The sequence below is a fragment of the Mesorhizobium sp. B2-4-7 genome (assembly GCF_006442685.1).
GTDB lineage: Bacteria > Pseudomonadota > Alphaproteobacteria > Rhizobiales > Rhizobiaceae > Mesorhizobium.
The window spans coordinates 137879-152731 of sequence record NZ_VFVH01000004.1 but is presented as its reverse complement, the minus strand read 5'-3'; the positions used below and the strand labels follow the sequence as shown (position 1 = coordinate 152731).

Annotated in this window: 15 protein-coding genes; 5 read left to right on the top strand and 10 right to left on the bottom strand. The window is 62.1% G+C overall.

Going from position 1 to position 14853, the window contains the following annotated elements; translation table 11 throughout:
* Window positions 1-7: 7 nt before the first annotated feature.
* The 7 genes from recF to FJ946_RS13925 form a co-directional block, all read right to left on the bottom strand.
* The gene (gene recF, locus FJ946_RS13955) at window positions 8-1150 is read right to left on the bottom strand and encodes a DNA replication/repair protein RecF (RefSeq protein WP_140523890.1); all 1143 of its coding nucleotides are present in this window, start codon (window positions 1148-1150) and stop codon (window positions 8-10) included.
* A gap of 11 nt (window positions 1151-1161) precedes the next feature.
* Window positions 1162-2280, bottom strand: a complete 1119-nt coding sequence (gene dnaN, locus FJ946_RS13950) for a DNA polymerase III subunit beta (RefSeq protein ID WP_140564844.1) — start codon at window positions 2278-2280, stop codon at window positions 1162-1164.
* 200 nt (window positions 2281-2480) lie between these two features.
* Window positions 2481-4025, bottom strand: a complete 1545-nt coding sequence (gene dnaA, locus FJ946_RS13945; RefSeq protein ID WP_140496749.1) for a chromosomal replication initiator protein DnaA — start codon at window positions 4023-4025, stop codon at window positions 2481-2483.
* Window positions 4026-4873: 848 nt separating this feature from the next.
* Entirely contained in the window at window positions 4874-5140 is a 267-nt protein-coding gene (gene rpsT, locus FJ946_RS13940; RefSeq protein WP_140564842.1) for a 30S ribosomal protein S20, read from the bottom strand.
* A 207-nt stretch (window positions 5141-5347) separates the two neighbouring features.
* On the bottom strand, window positions 5348-6121 hold the full coding sequence (locus FJ946_RS13935; RefSeq protein WP_140564841.1) for an enoyl-CoA hydratase: 774 nt from the start codon (window positions 6119-6121) through the stop codon (window positions 5348-5350).
* A 41-nt stretch (window positions 6122-6162) separates the two neighbouring features.
* A complete protein-coding gene (gene mutM, locus FJ946_RS13930; RefSeq protein WP_140496743.1) occupies window positions 6163-7053 on the bottom strand; it encodes a bifunctional DNA-formamidopyrimidine glycosylase/DNA-(apurinic or apyrimidinic site) lyase in 891 nt (296 codons plus the stop codon).
* Complete coding sequence (locus tag FJ946_RS13925; RefSeq protein WP_140560884.1) at window positions 7046-8287, bottom strand: phosphopentomutase; 1242 nt, start codon at window positions 8285-8287, stop codon at window positions 7046-7048. Before FJ946_RS13925 ends, mutM begins: the two co-directional genes overlap by 8 nt.
* 135 nt (window positions 8288-8422) lie before the next feature.
* Here FJ946_RS13925 and FJ946_RS13920 point away from each other — a divergent pair, with 135 nt between their 5' ends.
* Entirely contained in the window at window positions 8423-9340 is a 918-nt protein-coding gene (locus FJ946_RS13920) for a PhnD/SsuA/transferrin family substrate-binding protein (protein ID WP_140560883.1), read from the top strand.
* A 5-nt stretch (window positions 9341-9345) separates the two neighbouring features.
* On the opposite strand, the gene FJ946_RS13915 is transcribed toward FJ946_RS13920, so the two are convergent.
* The 3 genes from FJ946_RS13915 to FJ946_RS13905 all read right to left on the bottom strand — a co-directional run bounded on the left by FJ946_RS13915 (window position 9346) and on the right by FJ946_RS13905 (window position 11136).
* On the bottom strand, window positions 9346-9966 hold the full coding sequence (locus FJ946_RS13915) for a TadE/TadG family type IV pilus assembly protein (RefSeq protein WP_140523898.1): 621 nt from the start codon (window positions 9964-9966) through the stop codon (window positions 9346-9348).
* Between the two features lie 38 nt (window positions 9967-10004).
* Window positions 10005-10586 carry a TadE/TadG family type IV pilus assembly protein gene (locus FJ946_RS13910; protein WP_140513202.1) on the bottom strand — a complete coding sequence of 194 codons (582 nt, stop codon included), beginning with the start codon at window positions 10584-10586 and terminating at the stop codon, window positions 10005-10007.
* A 127-nt stretch (window positions 10587-10713) separates the two neighbouring features.
* Window positions 10714-11136, bottom strand: coding sequence for a pilus assembly protein N-terminal domain-containing protein (locus tag FJ946_RS13905; protein WP_140496732.1), 423 nt, complete (start codon window positions 11134-11136; stop codon window positions 10714-10716).
* 320 nt (window positions 11137-11456) lie between these two features.
* On the opposite strand from FJ946_RS13905, the gene FJ946_RS13900 reads away from it, so the two are divergent.
* The 4 genes from FJ946_RS13900 to FJ946_RS13885 all read left to right on the top strand — a co-directional run bounded on the left by FJ946_RS13900 (window position 11457) and on the right by FJ946_RS13885 (window position 14847).
* Entirely contained in the window at window positions 11457-11636 is a 180-nt protein-coding gene (locus tag FJ946_RS13900) for a Flp family type IVb pilin (protein WP_140496730.1), read from the top strand.
* 161 nt (window positions 11637-11797) lie between these two features.
* Window positions 11798-12316, top strand: a complete 519-nt coding sequence (locus tag FJ946_RS13895; RefSeq protein ID WP_140513204.1) for a prepilin peptidase — start codon at window positions 11798-11800, stop codon at window positions 12314-12316.
* Window positions 12317-12517: 201 nt separating this feature from the next.
* Entirely contained in the window at window positions 12518-13330 is an 813-nt protein-coding gene (gene cpaB, locus FJ946_RS13890) for a Flp pilus assembly protein CpaB (protein ID WP_140523901.1), read from the top strand.
* Window positions 13327-14847, top strand: a complete 1521-nt coding sequence (locus FJ946_RS13885; RefSeq protein WP_140564839.1) for a type II and III secretion system protein family protein — start codon at window positions 13327-13329, stop codon at window positions 14845-14847. Before cpaB ends, FJ946_RS13885 begins: the two co-directional genes overlap by 4 nt.
* Window positions 14848-14853 lie beyond the last annotated feature (6 nt).

Sequence of the window (14853 nt, the reverse complement as noted above, 5' to 3'; positions counted from 1 at the left end):
CAGGTGCTCACACAGCCATCGGCGCGACCGTGCCGTGATCCACGATCAGGAACTGCGCCCGGCCCGCCAGGCTGGAAAACAGCGCAGCATCGGTTCCCGTCATGAAAGCCTGGCAGTTCAATTCCTCCAGGATCGAGAACAGCGCCGCACGCCGGCCACCATCGAGATGTGCCGCGATCTCGTCGAGCAGCAGGATTGGCGTCAAGCCGGACATCTCGCCGGTCAATCTGGCATGCGACAGGACAATGCCGACAAGCAAGGCTTTCTGTTCGCCGGTCGAACACAGCGCCGCCGGCATCGCCTTGGGTCGGTGCCGGACCACGAGATCGGAGCGGTGCGGGCCCTCGAGCGTGCGCCCGGCGGCGCGGTCGCGGTCGCGGCCCCCGGCGAGCGTGCGGCGGAACCGCTCCTCGACGTCGACAGCCGGCATGGTGGCGATCTCGGCTTCCAGATCGCCCGACAGGCCGATATCGGCCTGCGGAAACGGGCCGCTGTCGGGCAGCCTGTCGATCATGGCGGCCAGAAGGCGCACCATTTCGGCGCGCGCCGCGGCGATCGCCACGCCCGTCTCGGCCATCTGCATCTCGATCGCCTCGAACCAGCTCAAATCCCGCGAACCTTCCGTCAGCAACCGGTTCCGGCCGCGCATCGCCTTTTCATAGTCGAGGGCGCGCTGTCCGTGGCCTGGATCGATCGCCAGCACCAGCCGGTCGAGAAAGCGCCGGCGGTCCGCGGCCGGTCCGGTGAACAGAGCATCCATGGCCGGCGTCAGCCACACGACGCGCAGCCATTCCAGCATGTCCTCGGCGGATCGCGCCGTGGCGCCGTTGATGCGCACCCGTCTGCCGCCCTCGCCAAGACTGTCGCCACCCGAAATGCCCGTCCCTATCTCGACTTGGCCGTCAGGTCCGTCGAGCCGTGCGTGCAGCGCAAAGCCGCCGTCACCGCCCTCACGCGCGACGTCCGCGTAAGGCGCGCGGCGCAGGCCGCGGCCCGGCGTCAACAGGGAAATCGCTTCCAGCAGATTGGTTTTGCCAGCGCCATTGTCACCGGAAAACACCACCGCGCCCGGCTCAAGCTCGACCGACAGCGCCGCATAGTTGCGGAAATTGGTAAGTGTAAGCTTACTTATATGGGTTTGTGCCGGCAACCGCTACTGCTCTACACCCGCATCGGCATCAGCACATAAAGCGCGGTTTCATCGGCCATGTCGTGGATCAGCGTTGGCGAACCGGCGTCGGCCAACATGAACCGGGCCTCTGAACCGGTCAATTGTGCGGCAACGTCGAGCAGGTACTTGGCGTTGAAGCCGATCTCGATCGGGTCGGCTGAATAGTCGGCGGCCAACTCCTCGGTGGCGCTGCCCGAATCCGGATTGTTGACCGCAAGCGTCACCTGGCCCTCACTGATCGAAAGCTTCACCGCGCGCCCGCGTTCGGAGGAGATGGTCGAGACGCGGTCGACGGCGGCCGCGAAGCTCTGGCGGTCGATGATCAGCTTCTTGTCGTTGCCGGTGGGAATGACCCGCTGATAATCGGGGAAGGTGCCGTCGATCAGCTTGGAAGTCAGGATGACGCTGCCGATGGTGAAGCGGATCTTGGTGTCCGACAGTTCGATGGTGACCGCCACGTCGGGATCATCGACCAGCTTCTGCAATTCGCTGACCGTCTTGCGCGGTATGATGATGCCCGGCATGCCTTCGGAACCCGCCGGCGCGTCGATCTCGGCGCGCGCCAGGCGATGGCCGTCGGTCGCCACCGAGCGCAGCTTCAGCTTGCCGCCGACCTCATGTGTGTGAAGATAGATGCCGTTGAGATAATAGCGCGTCTCCTCGGTGGAGATGGCGAACTGGGTCTTCTCGATCAGCCCCTTGAGCGCGACCGAGTCGAGCCGGAAGATATGCGAGAAGAATCCGGCCGAAAGCTCGGGGAAGTCCGATTGCGGCAGGCATTGCAGTCGGAAGCTCGAGCGGCCGGAGGTCACCGTCATGGCGTTGCCGTCCTCGTCCGTCTTCAGCATCACCTCGGCACCGTCGGAAAGCTTGCGCACGATGTCGTAGAGCAGATGCGCCGGAACCGTCGTCGCGCCACCCCGCTCGACCTTGGCCGGCGTCGCTTCCGTCACCTCCAGGTCGAGGTCGGTGGCCTTCATTTCCAGGCTGGCGCCTTCGGCGCTGAGCAGCACGTTGGACAGGATCGGTATGGTGTTGCGCCGTTCGACCACGCGGTGGACGTGGTTGAGCGACTTCAGGAGATTTGACCGTTCCAGGATAACACGCATGACGAACCAGGCTCGCTTGAATGAATGAGCGGGTCTCCGGCTGGCGGCGTCCCGCGAAAGGTCTGAACAGGCTTCAGAATCTGCGTAAACTGACAGGAAAAAACCAGCAAACGCAAGCCCGCGCGACCGGTTCGGGCCGGCTACGCGGGCTTTCTGGGGATAAAGGCGGCGAAGCACGCCGCCAGGCGTTTTCGAACGGCTCAGGCCTGGTCGTTGATCAACCGTCTCAACAGTTCCAGTTCCTGCGCCAGCGTGTTGTCGCCGCCGGAAAGATCCTCGATCTTGCGCACTGCGTGCAGCACCGTTGTGTGGTCGCGGCCGCCGAAGCGCCGCCCGATCTCGGGCAGCGAGCGCGGCGTCATCACCTTGGACAGATACATGGCGACCTGCCTCGGCTTGACGATGGTGCGCGTGCGCCTGTTGGACAGCAACTCGGTCTTCGACACATTGTAGTGCCGCGCGACGATGCGCTGAATATCCTCGATACGGACCCGCTTCGGCTCGCCGGTGCGGTAGATATGGCCGAGGATCTCGTCGATGCGATCGATGGTGATCTGCGGCTCGAACGACTGGCGGAACAGGAGTTGATTGAAGGCGCCTTCCAGTTCGCGGCCGCTGCCGGTCACCGTGCGGGCGACGTGATTGAGGATCTCGTCGGAGATGTCGAGGGAAGCGTCGTCGTGCCTGGCGGTGGCGAGGCGCAGCTTGAGCATGCCCAGGCGCATGGCGAAATCGGGGGCCGACATTTCGAGCGCGACGCCGCCATTGAGGCGCGAGCGGACCCGCGGTTCAAGGGATTCCAGTTCCGACGGGGGCCGGTCGGCGGCGACGACGACCTGCTTGGCGCTGTCGAGCAGCATGTTGATCAGATGGCAGAATTCGTGCTGGATCGACTTGCCCTGCAGGAATTGCATGTCGTCGATGATGAGCAGGTCGATATCGCGAAGCTGTTCCTTGAGCGTCAAGGCATTGTTGTCGCGGATCGCGGTGGCGAAGCGCCACATGAAATATTCCGCCGTCAGGTAGACGACGCGCGATTTCGGGTTCTGCTTCAGCGATTCCGCGGCGATAGCCTGCAACAAATGGGTCTTGCCGAGGCCGACCGTCGCATGAAGGAAGAGCGGGTTGAAGCGCACCGCGCTCGACTGCGATTCCGCCACGGCCTTGGCCGCGGCGAAGGCCACCCGGTTCGACGGCCCTTCGATGAAAGAGGCGAACGTGTAACGCGGATCGAGCGGCGATCCCAGCACATTGTGGCGGAACTCGCTCTCGGCCGGCATGCCCGGGCGCGGCGCCGGAGCCCGCTCCAGCCTGCCGGGGCTTACGGTGCCGGCGGCCAGCGCCGTCTGCGTTTGTCGCGTCATCTTGCGCGCCGGCGCCAATTCCGGTTCGGCATGGCTGCGTCCCTGGCGGGTGGCTGTGCGCACGATGATCTCGATCTTGAGGATCTCCGGATCCTCGTGCTTCCAAAGCTCGCAGATAAGGTCGAGATAATGGCCGTTGATCCACGAGCGCAGGAAGGCAGTGGGCACCGAAATGCGAACGATGCCCTTTGAAGCCTCCGCGACCTTCATGCGCCCGAACCAGCTCGAATAGACTTCGGTTCCCAAGCGCGCCTTCAACTGGGCCTTGACCCGGTCGAACTTCTGTTCCGCGTCGCTGGAAGCCGCCATCTCATCAGCTCCGATCAGATTTCCTGAAAATGGGATGTCATTGGTAAGCTCCCTTTCGACGCCGCTCTGCATGATCGAGTTCCTTGTCTCTGTACCTGTTTTTCCGCCGGGGATGCGCCTCCTGCATCCGTGTTCCAGCGACTGCGCTTTGCTACGACGCCCGCTGCCGCCGCCGGCAGATGAACGTCGCCCATTGTCCAGGGAACCGGTGCCGGCCCATGGAAGCCAGTCCGTGTTGGGTATGTCAGGGCAATGCAACACCGTCCGGCGAAAATCGCCGGCGCTGTCGACCTGCCATGTATAGTTACGCCAGTCCCCTACCGTATCGAAAAAGAGCAAACCAAACCTGTCCGCGGACTTGATCCGCGCCACAAACCCCGCCAATTTAAGCTGGCCCATTCAGGCTGGGTCAGGGCCACCCGGCCCATCCCTTTCGATGGACCGACATTACCGAAATCGCTGTGGATAGGGCAAGGCCACGTCTAACGGATTTTTAAGGAATCTGGTTAGGTCCGGCGCGCCGAAGCGCCATGCGGCAGCACTATAGTTTGACAAAGCCATTGTGATTCAAACCCTTTTCCGGCGAATATGAAAAAGCCGGGCTGGCGCGAAATTTTGTGAAATAAATCGCTTGACAGCCAGTTGTTCTCCTGGCGCTTCGCCGCGCTGTGGACAACGTGTGGATGACTATCTGTAACTAGCTGGGAAATATTGATTATTTCTGCGGAGGGGGAATTTTTTAGCCGACACTTTCCAAGTATCTGGACCATCAGCCGGCACGCATATGCCGGCAAAGCATTTCGGACCGCAAACTCCGCTTTCGACACCGTTTCCGAGTATTCTTTTTAAGTGCTTGCCGGCAAACGAAAAAACCCGGCACTATCGGCCGGGTTCTCAGAAGATCAGTCCGGAAAGGGACGTCAGGCCGACAGCACCTTGAGGCGCTGGGCCAGCCGCGAAACCTTGCGGGCCGCGGTGTTCTTGTGCATCACGCCCTTTGTCGCGGCGCGCATCAATTCCGGCTCAGCGGCCTTGAAAGCCGCCTGCGCGGCGGCCTTGTCGCCGGAGGCGAGCGCCTCCTCGACCTGGCGCACATAAGTGCGGACGCGCGAGCGGCGGTTTTTGTTGATCGCCGCGCGGCGGACGATCTTGCGCGTTGCCTTTTTGGCCGAGGATGTATTGGCCATGATGCCTCTCTTCTGATCTGGTCGGCGCATGCGGCATGCCGCAGGGCACAAAAAACAAACGGGCAGCCACAGGGCCGCCTCGGTTGGTGCGGCTTATAGTTCAGCTTTCCCGGCGCGTCAACGCTGGCTGGCGTTCTTTTTGGCTGTCGTCGCGCCGGAGCATTTTTTCAGCCACGCCGAAGCATTTCGCGCCCCGGAGGTGCGCTGTCAGCGATTGGTGAAATTCGGCTTGCGCTTCTCGGCGAAGGCCGCCATGCCTTCCTTCTGGTCGTCGAGCGCAAACAGCGAATGGAACAGTCGACGTTCGAACCGCAGCCCCTCGGCGAGCGTCGTTTCATAGGCTCGGTTGACGGCTTCCTTTGCCATCATCACCGACGGCAGCGAAAAATCGGCGATCTTGGCCGCCGCCTTGACGGCCTCCTCGACAAGCTCGCCGGCAGGCACGACGCGCGAGACCAGCCCGGAACGCTCGGCCTCCGCGGCATCCATCATCCGCCCGGTCAGGCACATGTCCATCGCCTTCGACTTGCCGACGAACCGGGTCAGGCGTTGTGAGCCGCCCATGCCGGGAATGACGCCGAGCGTGATTTCGGGCTGGCCGAATTTTGCCGTGTCGGCGGCGATGATGAAGTCGCACATCATCGCCAGTTCGCAGCCGCCGCCCAGCGCATAGCCCGCCACCGCCGCGATGATCGGCTTGCGCGCCCGGGTCAACTCTTCCCAGCCGACGAAAAAGTCCTTGATGTAGGCATCGACGTAGGAAATCGACAGCATTTCCTTGATATCGGCGCCTGCGGCGAAGGCCTTCTCGGAACCAGTGACGACCATCGCGCCGATGCCGTCATCTGCCCCGAACACGTTTACCGCGGCCACCAATTCCGCCATGACCTGGGAATTCAGCGCGTTGAGCGCCTTCGGCCGGTTCAAGGTGATCAGCCCGACCTTGCCCCTGGTTTCAACGACGATCGTTTCATAGGCCATGGCTTCGGCTCCTCTTCCAGGCAATTGAAGATCGATCTAACTCACCGCTGACAGGTCCGGCAATAGAAGGTCGAGCGGCCGCTCTGCGTGATGCGCTCGATATGGCCGCCGCAGCCAGGCTTGGAGCAGGGTTCGCCCTCCCGGTCATACACCGCGAAGGAGTGCTGGAAATAGCCCAGCGAACCGTCGGTCTGCATGTAGTCGCGCAGCGACGATCCGCCGGCCGCAATGGCATCTGCGATGACCGAGCGGACCGCCACGGCAAGCCCCCGGCTTTGCTCACCCGCTTTCTTGCCGGCTTTGGCTATCGTGCCCGCCTCGCGCAGCGGCGACAGCCCGGCGCGCCATAGCGCCTCCGAGACATAGATGTTGCCGAGCCCGGCTATCAATCTCTGGTCGAGAAGAGCGGCCTTCAGCGGCGATTTCCGGCCCTTCAGCAGTGAGGCCAGCAGCACTCCGTCAAGCGCATTGCCGGTGGGTTCGACGCCGAGCCCCGCCAGCATCGGATGGGTGTCCGGCGGCCCTTCGCAAAACAGCATGAAGCCGAAGCGACGCGGATCGTTGAAAACCACGCGCGAGCGGGTGCCGTCCCGAGAGGCGACGTCGAAGATGACATGGTCGTGCGTCGAACTCTTCGACCGCTCGTGATGGAACACGCCGGGCATTTCGGCAGCGTCGGCCGTCTCGATGCGAAACGAGCCCGACATGCCGAGATGGCAGATCAGGGCGGGACCGCCTTCGAGATCCATCGTCAGATATTTGGCTCGGCGTCCGAGCGCCGTGATCGTCTTGCCGGTCAGCCGCTCGGCGAATTTTTCGGGGAATGGAAAACGCAGGTCCGGCCGGCGTGCCTCGGCGCGGATGATGCGGGCACCCTCCAGAACCGGCTCCAGCCCGCGCCGGACCGTCTCGACCTCGGGCAATTCAGGCATGGCCGCCCATATCCGGGTAAAAGGAAGTGCCGTAGCGGCCGTGCGCCAACCCGAGATGTTCGGCCACGGTTTCACCAATGTCGCAGAATGTCGTTCTCAGCCCGATGTCGCCGCCCGTCAGACCTGGTCCGATGCCGATCACCGGAATGCGTTCGCGTGTGTGGTCGGTGCCGCGCCAGGTCGGGTCGTTGCCATGGTCGGCCGTCAGGATCAGCAGATCGCCCTGTCGCAATCTCGCGAATGCTTCCGGCAGTCGCCGGTCGAAGGCCTCGAGCGCGGCGGCATAACCTGCAACATCGCGGCGATGGCCGAACTCGGTGTCGAAATCGACGAAATTGGCGAAGACGAGATCGCCGTCGCGGGCCGCATCCATTGCATCAAGCGCCTGGTCGAACATGGCCATGTTGCCCGCGGCCTTGCGCACTTCCGAAATCCCCCGATGGGCAAAGATGTCGCCGATCTTGCCGACGGCGATGACGCGGCTGCCACGCGCCGTCAGCCGGTCGAGCAATGTCGGCTCGGGTGGCGGCACGGCGTAGTCGTGTCGATTGTAGGTCCGCTCGAAAGTGGCTGCCGTCTCGCCGACGAACGGTCGCGCGATCACCCTTCCGATCCTCAACGGATCAACCAGGCGACGCACCACCTTGCAGAATTCGTAGAGCCGCTCCAGGCCGAAATGGACCTCGTGCGCGGCGACTTGCAGGACTGAGTCCACGGAGGTGTAGCAGATTGGCTTGCCCGTGCGGACGTGCTCCTCACCGAACCGTTCGATGATCTCGGTGCCAGGCGCGTGGCAGTTGCCGAGAATGCCCGGCACCTTGCCTTCGCGGATGATGGCCTCGGTCAGTTCGGAGGGAAAGGCCGGGACCGTGTCGGGAAAGTAGCCCCAGTCGAAACGCACCGGCAGGCCGGCTATCTCCCAATGGCCGGATGGCGTGTCCTTGCCGCTCGAAACCTCCTGGGCGGCACCGTGGAAGGCATTGGCGACGAGATCCGTCCCGAAAGAGGCAAAGCCCAGCCCCGTCGCGGTCTCGGCAGCCTTGCCAAGTCCGAGCGACGCCATGTTGGGAACAAACAACGGTCCCTGGCGAAGTCCTTCACGATCGGCGCGGCCTTCCGCACAGGCCTCGGTGATATGGGCGAAGGTGTTGGCACCGGCATCGCCGTAGCGTTCGGCGTCGGCGGCGCCGCCTATGCCGAAGGAATCCAGGACGAAGAGGAAAGCACGCGCCATGAGAACATTGTTGCCGGTTTGAGCATCCAGACATAGGGTTCCACGGCGGCATTGGCAATTCGGAAACCAAACGGCAACCGCTCGGCGCGATAGTCCGGAACCAATTCACTGACGGATCGCAGGACCGGGTCTCCCATGAAAGCTGCCCTGAAGGCATGCGCCGCTCTCATGATCGCGCAAGGCGCGGTCTGGTCCGGCTCGGCGCGCGCCGACTGGCGTGACGATATCGGCACGTTTCGCATCGGCATCGTCGCCGAACCCGGCGCAGCCAACACCGTTCCAGGCCTGGCGCGGTTGACCGAGGCCTTTACCAACGCGCTGGGCATGAAGGTGGAGTTCGTCGTTGCCCGCGACTATGCCGCGCTGATCGATGCGCAGGCCAATGCCCGCATCGAATATGCCGTCTACTCGGCGACCGCCTACGCAACGGCGTCAAGACGCTGCGAGTGCGTCGAACCGCTCGTGGCTCCGGTCGATTCCGATGGCGCGGTCGGCATCCGCGCCGTGCTGCTGACGAAGGAAGGCAAGGTGCCCAGCCTGGCGGCGATGGAAACCCACCGGATCGCCATGCCGCCGGCGGACAGCATTGGTTCTCTTTTGCCATTGGCCGGACTGGCCGCCGAGCACGTCAAGATCGCAGAGGATGCATCGTTTCTGGTTCGCGCCGATTCCGCCTCGGCCGCGGAAGGAATGCTGGTCGATGGCCAGGCCGATGCCTTGTTCGGCTGGGCGACGGCGGCGGCCGACGGCGAGCCAAGACTATCGGGCACGCAGGCAAGGCTCGAAGCCGCCGGGCTTTCGGCGACCGCCCTTCAAGTCGTATGGACGTCGGGTTTGCTGAGATACGGTCCTCACGCGGTGCGTAGCGATCTCGACCCGGAAGCCAAGCGCCGGTTGGCGGTTTTCCTGACCAATCTCAAATCGACGACGCCCGACATCTACGACCTGCTGGAATCGAGGCATTCCGGCGGTTTCGCCACCGTGGTTCCCAAGGATTACGAGATGGCGCACGCCATCGTGCGTCTGGTGTCGGACGGTGGCGTGCGGCGATAGGGTCGTCAGCAGTCGCCGCAGGGGATCGTCAGGCTTCTGCGCGGACGCAGATAATAGGTCTCGCCCATCGATATGTTGTTGAAGACCGTCGTCAATCCGGCCGTCTGTGAGCTGTCTGCGGACCAGGTGATGATCGGTTTGTAACCAAGTTTGCTTTCGACACGAATGAGAAAGGTGCCTGCGACCCTGAGCGTTGCCGGAACCGTAGTGGTTGCGGGCAGGGCGGTGCCGATACTGTAAGCACCATTGACCACCTTGCGCGACCACACCACGTTCACCCTGGGCGGCGTGTCGGTTGTGACCTGTATTGCCGTGATGGTGATATCCGGCTTCGAGCGATTGTACGGCTGCAAGGTGGAGGTGCCGATCTTCATGATGGCATCCAGATCCGCCTTGACGATGGTCGGCTGCTGCGTGACCAGATCCGCGACCATGCTGCCGATGCGGCTGACCTTCTTGCTGGTCTCGATGGCCTGCGAAGCCTCCATGGTGATGAAATACATGATCAGCAGGATTGGCACGATGAGAGCGAACTCGACCGCCGCGATGCCACGGCGATCGCGTATGAAACCGACCCACTTCCCCCAGCGTCCTGCAATTTCTGGATGTGCCCCCGCACGCATCATGCCCGTCCCTTTTTCTTGGCTTTGCTTTCGCCGCGAACTCAGTTGTCGAATGGCTCGTTCTGCCAGGTCACCGATGCAAAATGCAGTGTCTTGTTACCGCCCATCGACTGAGCCAGAAGATCGGTCATGACGGGCCATTTGTAGAAGACCCGCAGCATGTTCTTCGATTCTGCCAGGCCCGGCGTGGTCGCGAAGGGCTGCGAGTTGGCGCCTTGCATCAAGATGATCTCGCCATTCTCGATCTTGAAGCTGGCCGTGGCCGCGTCGGCGAACGTGGTATATGCGCGAAGGTCCACGTCCAGCTGATTTGGGCAATCCTGCGAGACGATGATCTTCAGTTTGTCGCAGATCATGGTCTTCAACTTGTCCCCGGCGACGTCGGCCGGTCTCAACTGCCCGGTGCGCAATTTGCGCGCGATGTCGTCGGTGATGTTGGCCATAACTTCCTGGCCGGCAAATGAGATGCAGCTTTCCAGGATGGCGAAGACAAGAACCGCGAACGGCAATGCGAGCAGCGCGAATTCCAGTGCCGTACTGCCGCGGCGGTCGCCGGCGAAGCGTGCGAAAAGCCGTGCCCGTCTTGCCTTGCGGTCGCTTGTCGAGACGAATTCGATGCTCATGCTCTGATCCTGCCCATCCCCAGACGGTCTCGGCAGGTGTACTAGTGCAAACCAGTTGAAGTCCGGTTTGAATGATCGTTAAAGTCGCCGCGGGCGCCTTAACCACCCGCTAACCTGGACCGCGTGCCTACCGGCTGACGCTCATCTCGGCTTCTGAGGATTTTTCGGCTTCGCTCTTGTAGGAGCTTTCGCAATAGGGCGTGCAGGACATGGTCTGAACTTCAGCGCGCCGGTAGATGCGCACCGACGAGGCCGCCTGCCGCACGACGGTGATCTGTTCATCGATGATCGGGCTGCCATCCTGGTCGAGGACGACGAGGTTGGTGACGCCGAAGCCCTTGCCAGTCAGCACGATCGTCGAGGCGTCCTGCACGGACGCGTCGGCGATTGCCGGGTTGCCGACCACGATCGTGTCGGCGGGGCGCGACAGTTTGACGATCTTGGCCTGGTTCATGGTGACCTCGATGCCGGTGTCGGCCCTGGCGGGCATGACAAAGCTCACGGCGGCAAGAAGCACGGCAATCAGGATCGACGATTTCGGCTCGGCCATTGACGCGCTCCAGGCGGGCGGACTGTTCAACGGAACATGAACGAGATTGGTGAACCAACGGTTAAGCAGGCCCGGGCGCCATATGCCGCGATCGTCATACGCGCCGCGGAGCTGTTTCTTTTGCGGCTGCTTGCCTGGGAATTGCGCCTCGGCCGGCGCTTAGCCCATAGTTAACCACGCAATATGTTCCAACCGGGAAAGGAATCGGTAAGGCTGTTTATTAAGTCGATCGAAAGAGCTTCTCCGTAGATTGGCAGCATCCGATCAACCATCACAGAAGTTGACGGAAGTGCTGTAACACGTGGAGTAGGAGCTCTCGAATGTCTAATCTCATTGCACGTTTCGTAAAGGACGAATCCGGCGCGACCGCTATCGAATATGGTCTGATCGCCGCCCTCATCGCGCTCGCCATCATCGTCGGCGCCGGCGCGCTTGGCAACGCCATCAACGCCAAGTTCGAAGCTATCGGAACGTCCCTGAACAACGTCCCGACGCCCTGAACGACGTCAAGTATATTGAGCGCTCGGATTGCGTTCTGGACAAGGGCCGCCACCTGGCGGCCCTTGTTCTATTCAATGTCTTTTTGCCCTGGGCCTCATCAATCGTTAATCGAACATGCTTAGATTGAGTGCGGCTTAATCCGATAATAGGCATAGCGCCGATGCTTGAAGCCCTGATCTTCGTCGTCTTCCCGTTCTGCATGCTGTTCGCCGCGATCTCCGACATGCTGTCGATGACGATCGCCAATCGCGTGCCGGTGCTGCTCGTCGTCGTCTTCGCGCTGGTTGCGCCGCTGACCGGCATGGAATGGGCGGCCTATGGCTGGCATTTCGCCGCCGGCGCGCTGGTTCTTGCCGCAACGTTCGGCCTCTTTGCAATGGGCGGCATGGGCGGCGGTGATGCCAAGCTGCTGGCCGCGACCGCCGTGTGGATGGGACTCAACATCCAGCTCGTCGAGTATCTCGTGGTCTCGACCTTCATAGGCGGCTTGCTGACGCTTGCCATTCTCGTCTACCGGAAGTCGCCGCTTGCGGTTTTTACCGGCCGCAATCCGTTCCTGCGTCACTTCGCGGACGAGACGACCGGGGTTCCCTACGGCATCGCGCTCGGTTTGGGCGGATTGCTGACCTACCCGGATTCGCCCCTGATGGTCTGGGCGCTGGCCAGGCTGGCGGCCTGACCTTACCGATCATTCCTTGGCTGTGTTGCGGCTGGCTCCGCGGAGCGGGGCTGGCTGTTTGTCCGTGGCTGCGCAATACAGCTAATTTATGTAAACCTTAAATTAATCACGATCGTAAGCATTACATTAACCTTGTTTTGACGATTGCCGCTGCAAAGTCCGGCCTGGCTAGGTGGTTTGCCAAGGCGAGGGTTCGGACAGATGCCAGCATCCCGATTGATTATTCTGAGCGTGGCGGTCGCCGCGGCGGGTGGTGCTGGCTATGTCGCGAAGAACATGGTCGCCGCGCCGCCACCGCAGATCGTCGAGTCCGGTCCAGCGGCTCCCGCCGTGGCATTGCAGGACGTGCTTGTCCTGTCGGGTGATGTCACCATGGGCAGCCAGCTCGAGAACAACATTGCCTGGCAATCCTGGCCGGTCGACGGCATCAACGCCAATTTCATCACCAAGGCCACTGCTCCCGACGCCCTGGAGAAACTGAAGGGGTCCATAGCCCGTGTGCCGATGTACGCGGGCGAGCCGGTGCGGCGTTCCAAGCTGATCGGCGAGGGGCAAAGCTTCATGTCGTCGATCCTGCCCTCCGGCATGCGGGCGGTCGCCACGACGATATCGGCCGACACCTCTGCCGGCGGCTTCATCCTTCCGAATGATTTCGTCGACGTCATTATGACCCGCCGGGCCGATGCCAACAGCGGCGGCTCCGGCTTCAACACCGAAACCATCCTCAAGAACATCCGCGTCCTGGCGATCGACCAGACCATCCAGGAGGACGAGGAAGGCAAGAAGACCAGGGTGGGCCAGACCGCCACGCTGGAACTGACGCCCAAGCAGGCGGAGATCATCACCGTCGCCCAGCAGATGGCGGATCGCCTGACGCTCGCGCTGCGCGCGATCACGGACACCCAGGAAAAGAATTTGGATGAGGCCGACTATCTCGTTTCCGGCAATGGCCGCAAGGGAACGGTCAGGCTGATCAAGTCGGGCGAAGTTTCCGAAGTGGGGGCAAGGAAATGAGGCTAAGCGGTAAACTGCCGGCGATCATGGCAGGGGCTTTCGGCCTGCTGCTCATTGGGACAAACGTGCAGAGCGTTGTCGAGGCCAAGAGTGCACAGGTTTCGGCTTCGGCGGCCACCCAGCGCGTCAAGCTCGGCCTCAACAAGTCGGTGGTCATCGACCTGCCGAGTGATGCCTACGACATTCTTGTCGCCAATCCGACCGTCGCCGATGCGGTGACCCGCACCGCGAGGCGCATCTACCTGTTCGGCAAGGCGGTTGGCGAGACCAACATCTTTGTGTTCGGGCCGAATGGCGAACAGATCGTCAGCCTCGATCTGGCCGTCGAACGCGACGTCGCAGGCCTGGAGGATTATATCAAGCGCTTCATCCCGACATCGTCCATCAAGGTCGAACTGCTGAACGACAACGTCGTCCTGACGGGAACCGTCGACACGCCGCTGGACGCCAAACGCGCCGTCGACCTGGCGACGATCTTCGTCTCGGGCGGTGAAGCGACGACGGGACAATATTCGCAGACCGCGGCCGGCGGCTCGGCCCAGAGTGGTGTCGACATCAACAATCCGGACCAGGAACGCCGCGTCTCGAAAATCGTCAATCTTTTGCAGATCATCGGCGACGACCAGGTCACGCTCAAGGTGACGGTCGCCGAAGTCAGCCGCTCCGTGATGAAGCAGCTTGGCGTCAACATGGTGGGCAGCGGCGGTAGCAACGGCATCAGCTATGACGCGATGAGCACCCCGGCATACGGGCTTGGGAAACCGCTCTCGCAATTCTCGGGAGCTTCGATCGGCACCTCGGCGCTTCAGGCGTATCTAAACGCAATGGAGCAAGGTGGCGTCATGAAGACGCTGGCGGAGCCGACCCTCACCGCCGTGTCGGGTGAGAAGGCAACATTCAGGGTCGGTGGCGAGTTCAATCTCATCACCAGCCGTACGAACAATGTTTCGGACGAGAACAAGACAGGGCAGGTCACATACACCAACGACAAACTTGAATACGGCATCGGCCTGGAGTTCCAACCGGTTGTGCTGTCGGCCGGTCGGATCAGCCTCAAGGTCCGGACGTCCGTGTCGGAGCCTACTGCCGAAGGCGCCACCACGCTGGAAGCTGCAGGCAGGTTGCCCGGAACCACGCTGTTGTCTATCCGCAAGAGACTTGCCGACACGACCGTCGAATTGCCGTCAGGTGGTTCGATGATGATCGCCGGCCTCGTCCGCGATGACGTCAGGCAGGCTGTCGCCGGCCTGCCCGGGCTGACAAAGATCCCGGTGCTCGGCACACTGTTCCGAAGCAGAGACTTCGTGCGCAACGAGACCGAACTGGTGATCATCATCACGCCCTATCTGGTGAAACCGGTGGCACGAAACGACCTCGCCAAACCTGACGACAATTTCAACGCCGCCAGCGATGGCGCCGGTATGTTCCTGGGCCGAGTCAATCGCGTCTACGGCACAATGCAGACGGACAAGCCCAGCGGCCGTTATCACGGCGTCGTCGGCTTCATCTACAAGTGAACGAGG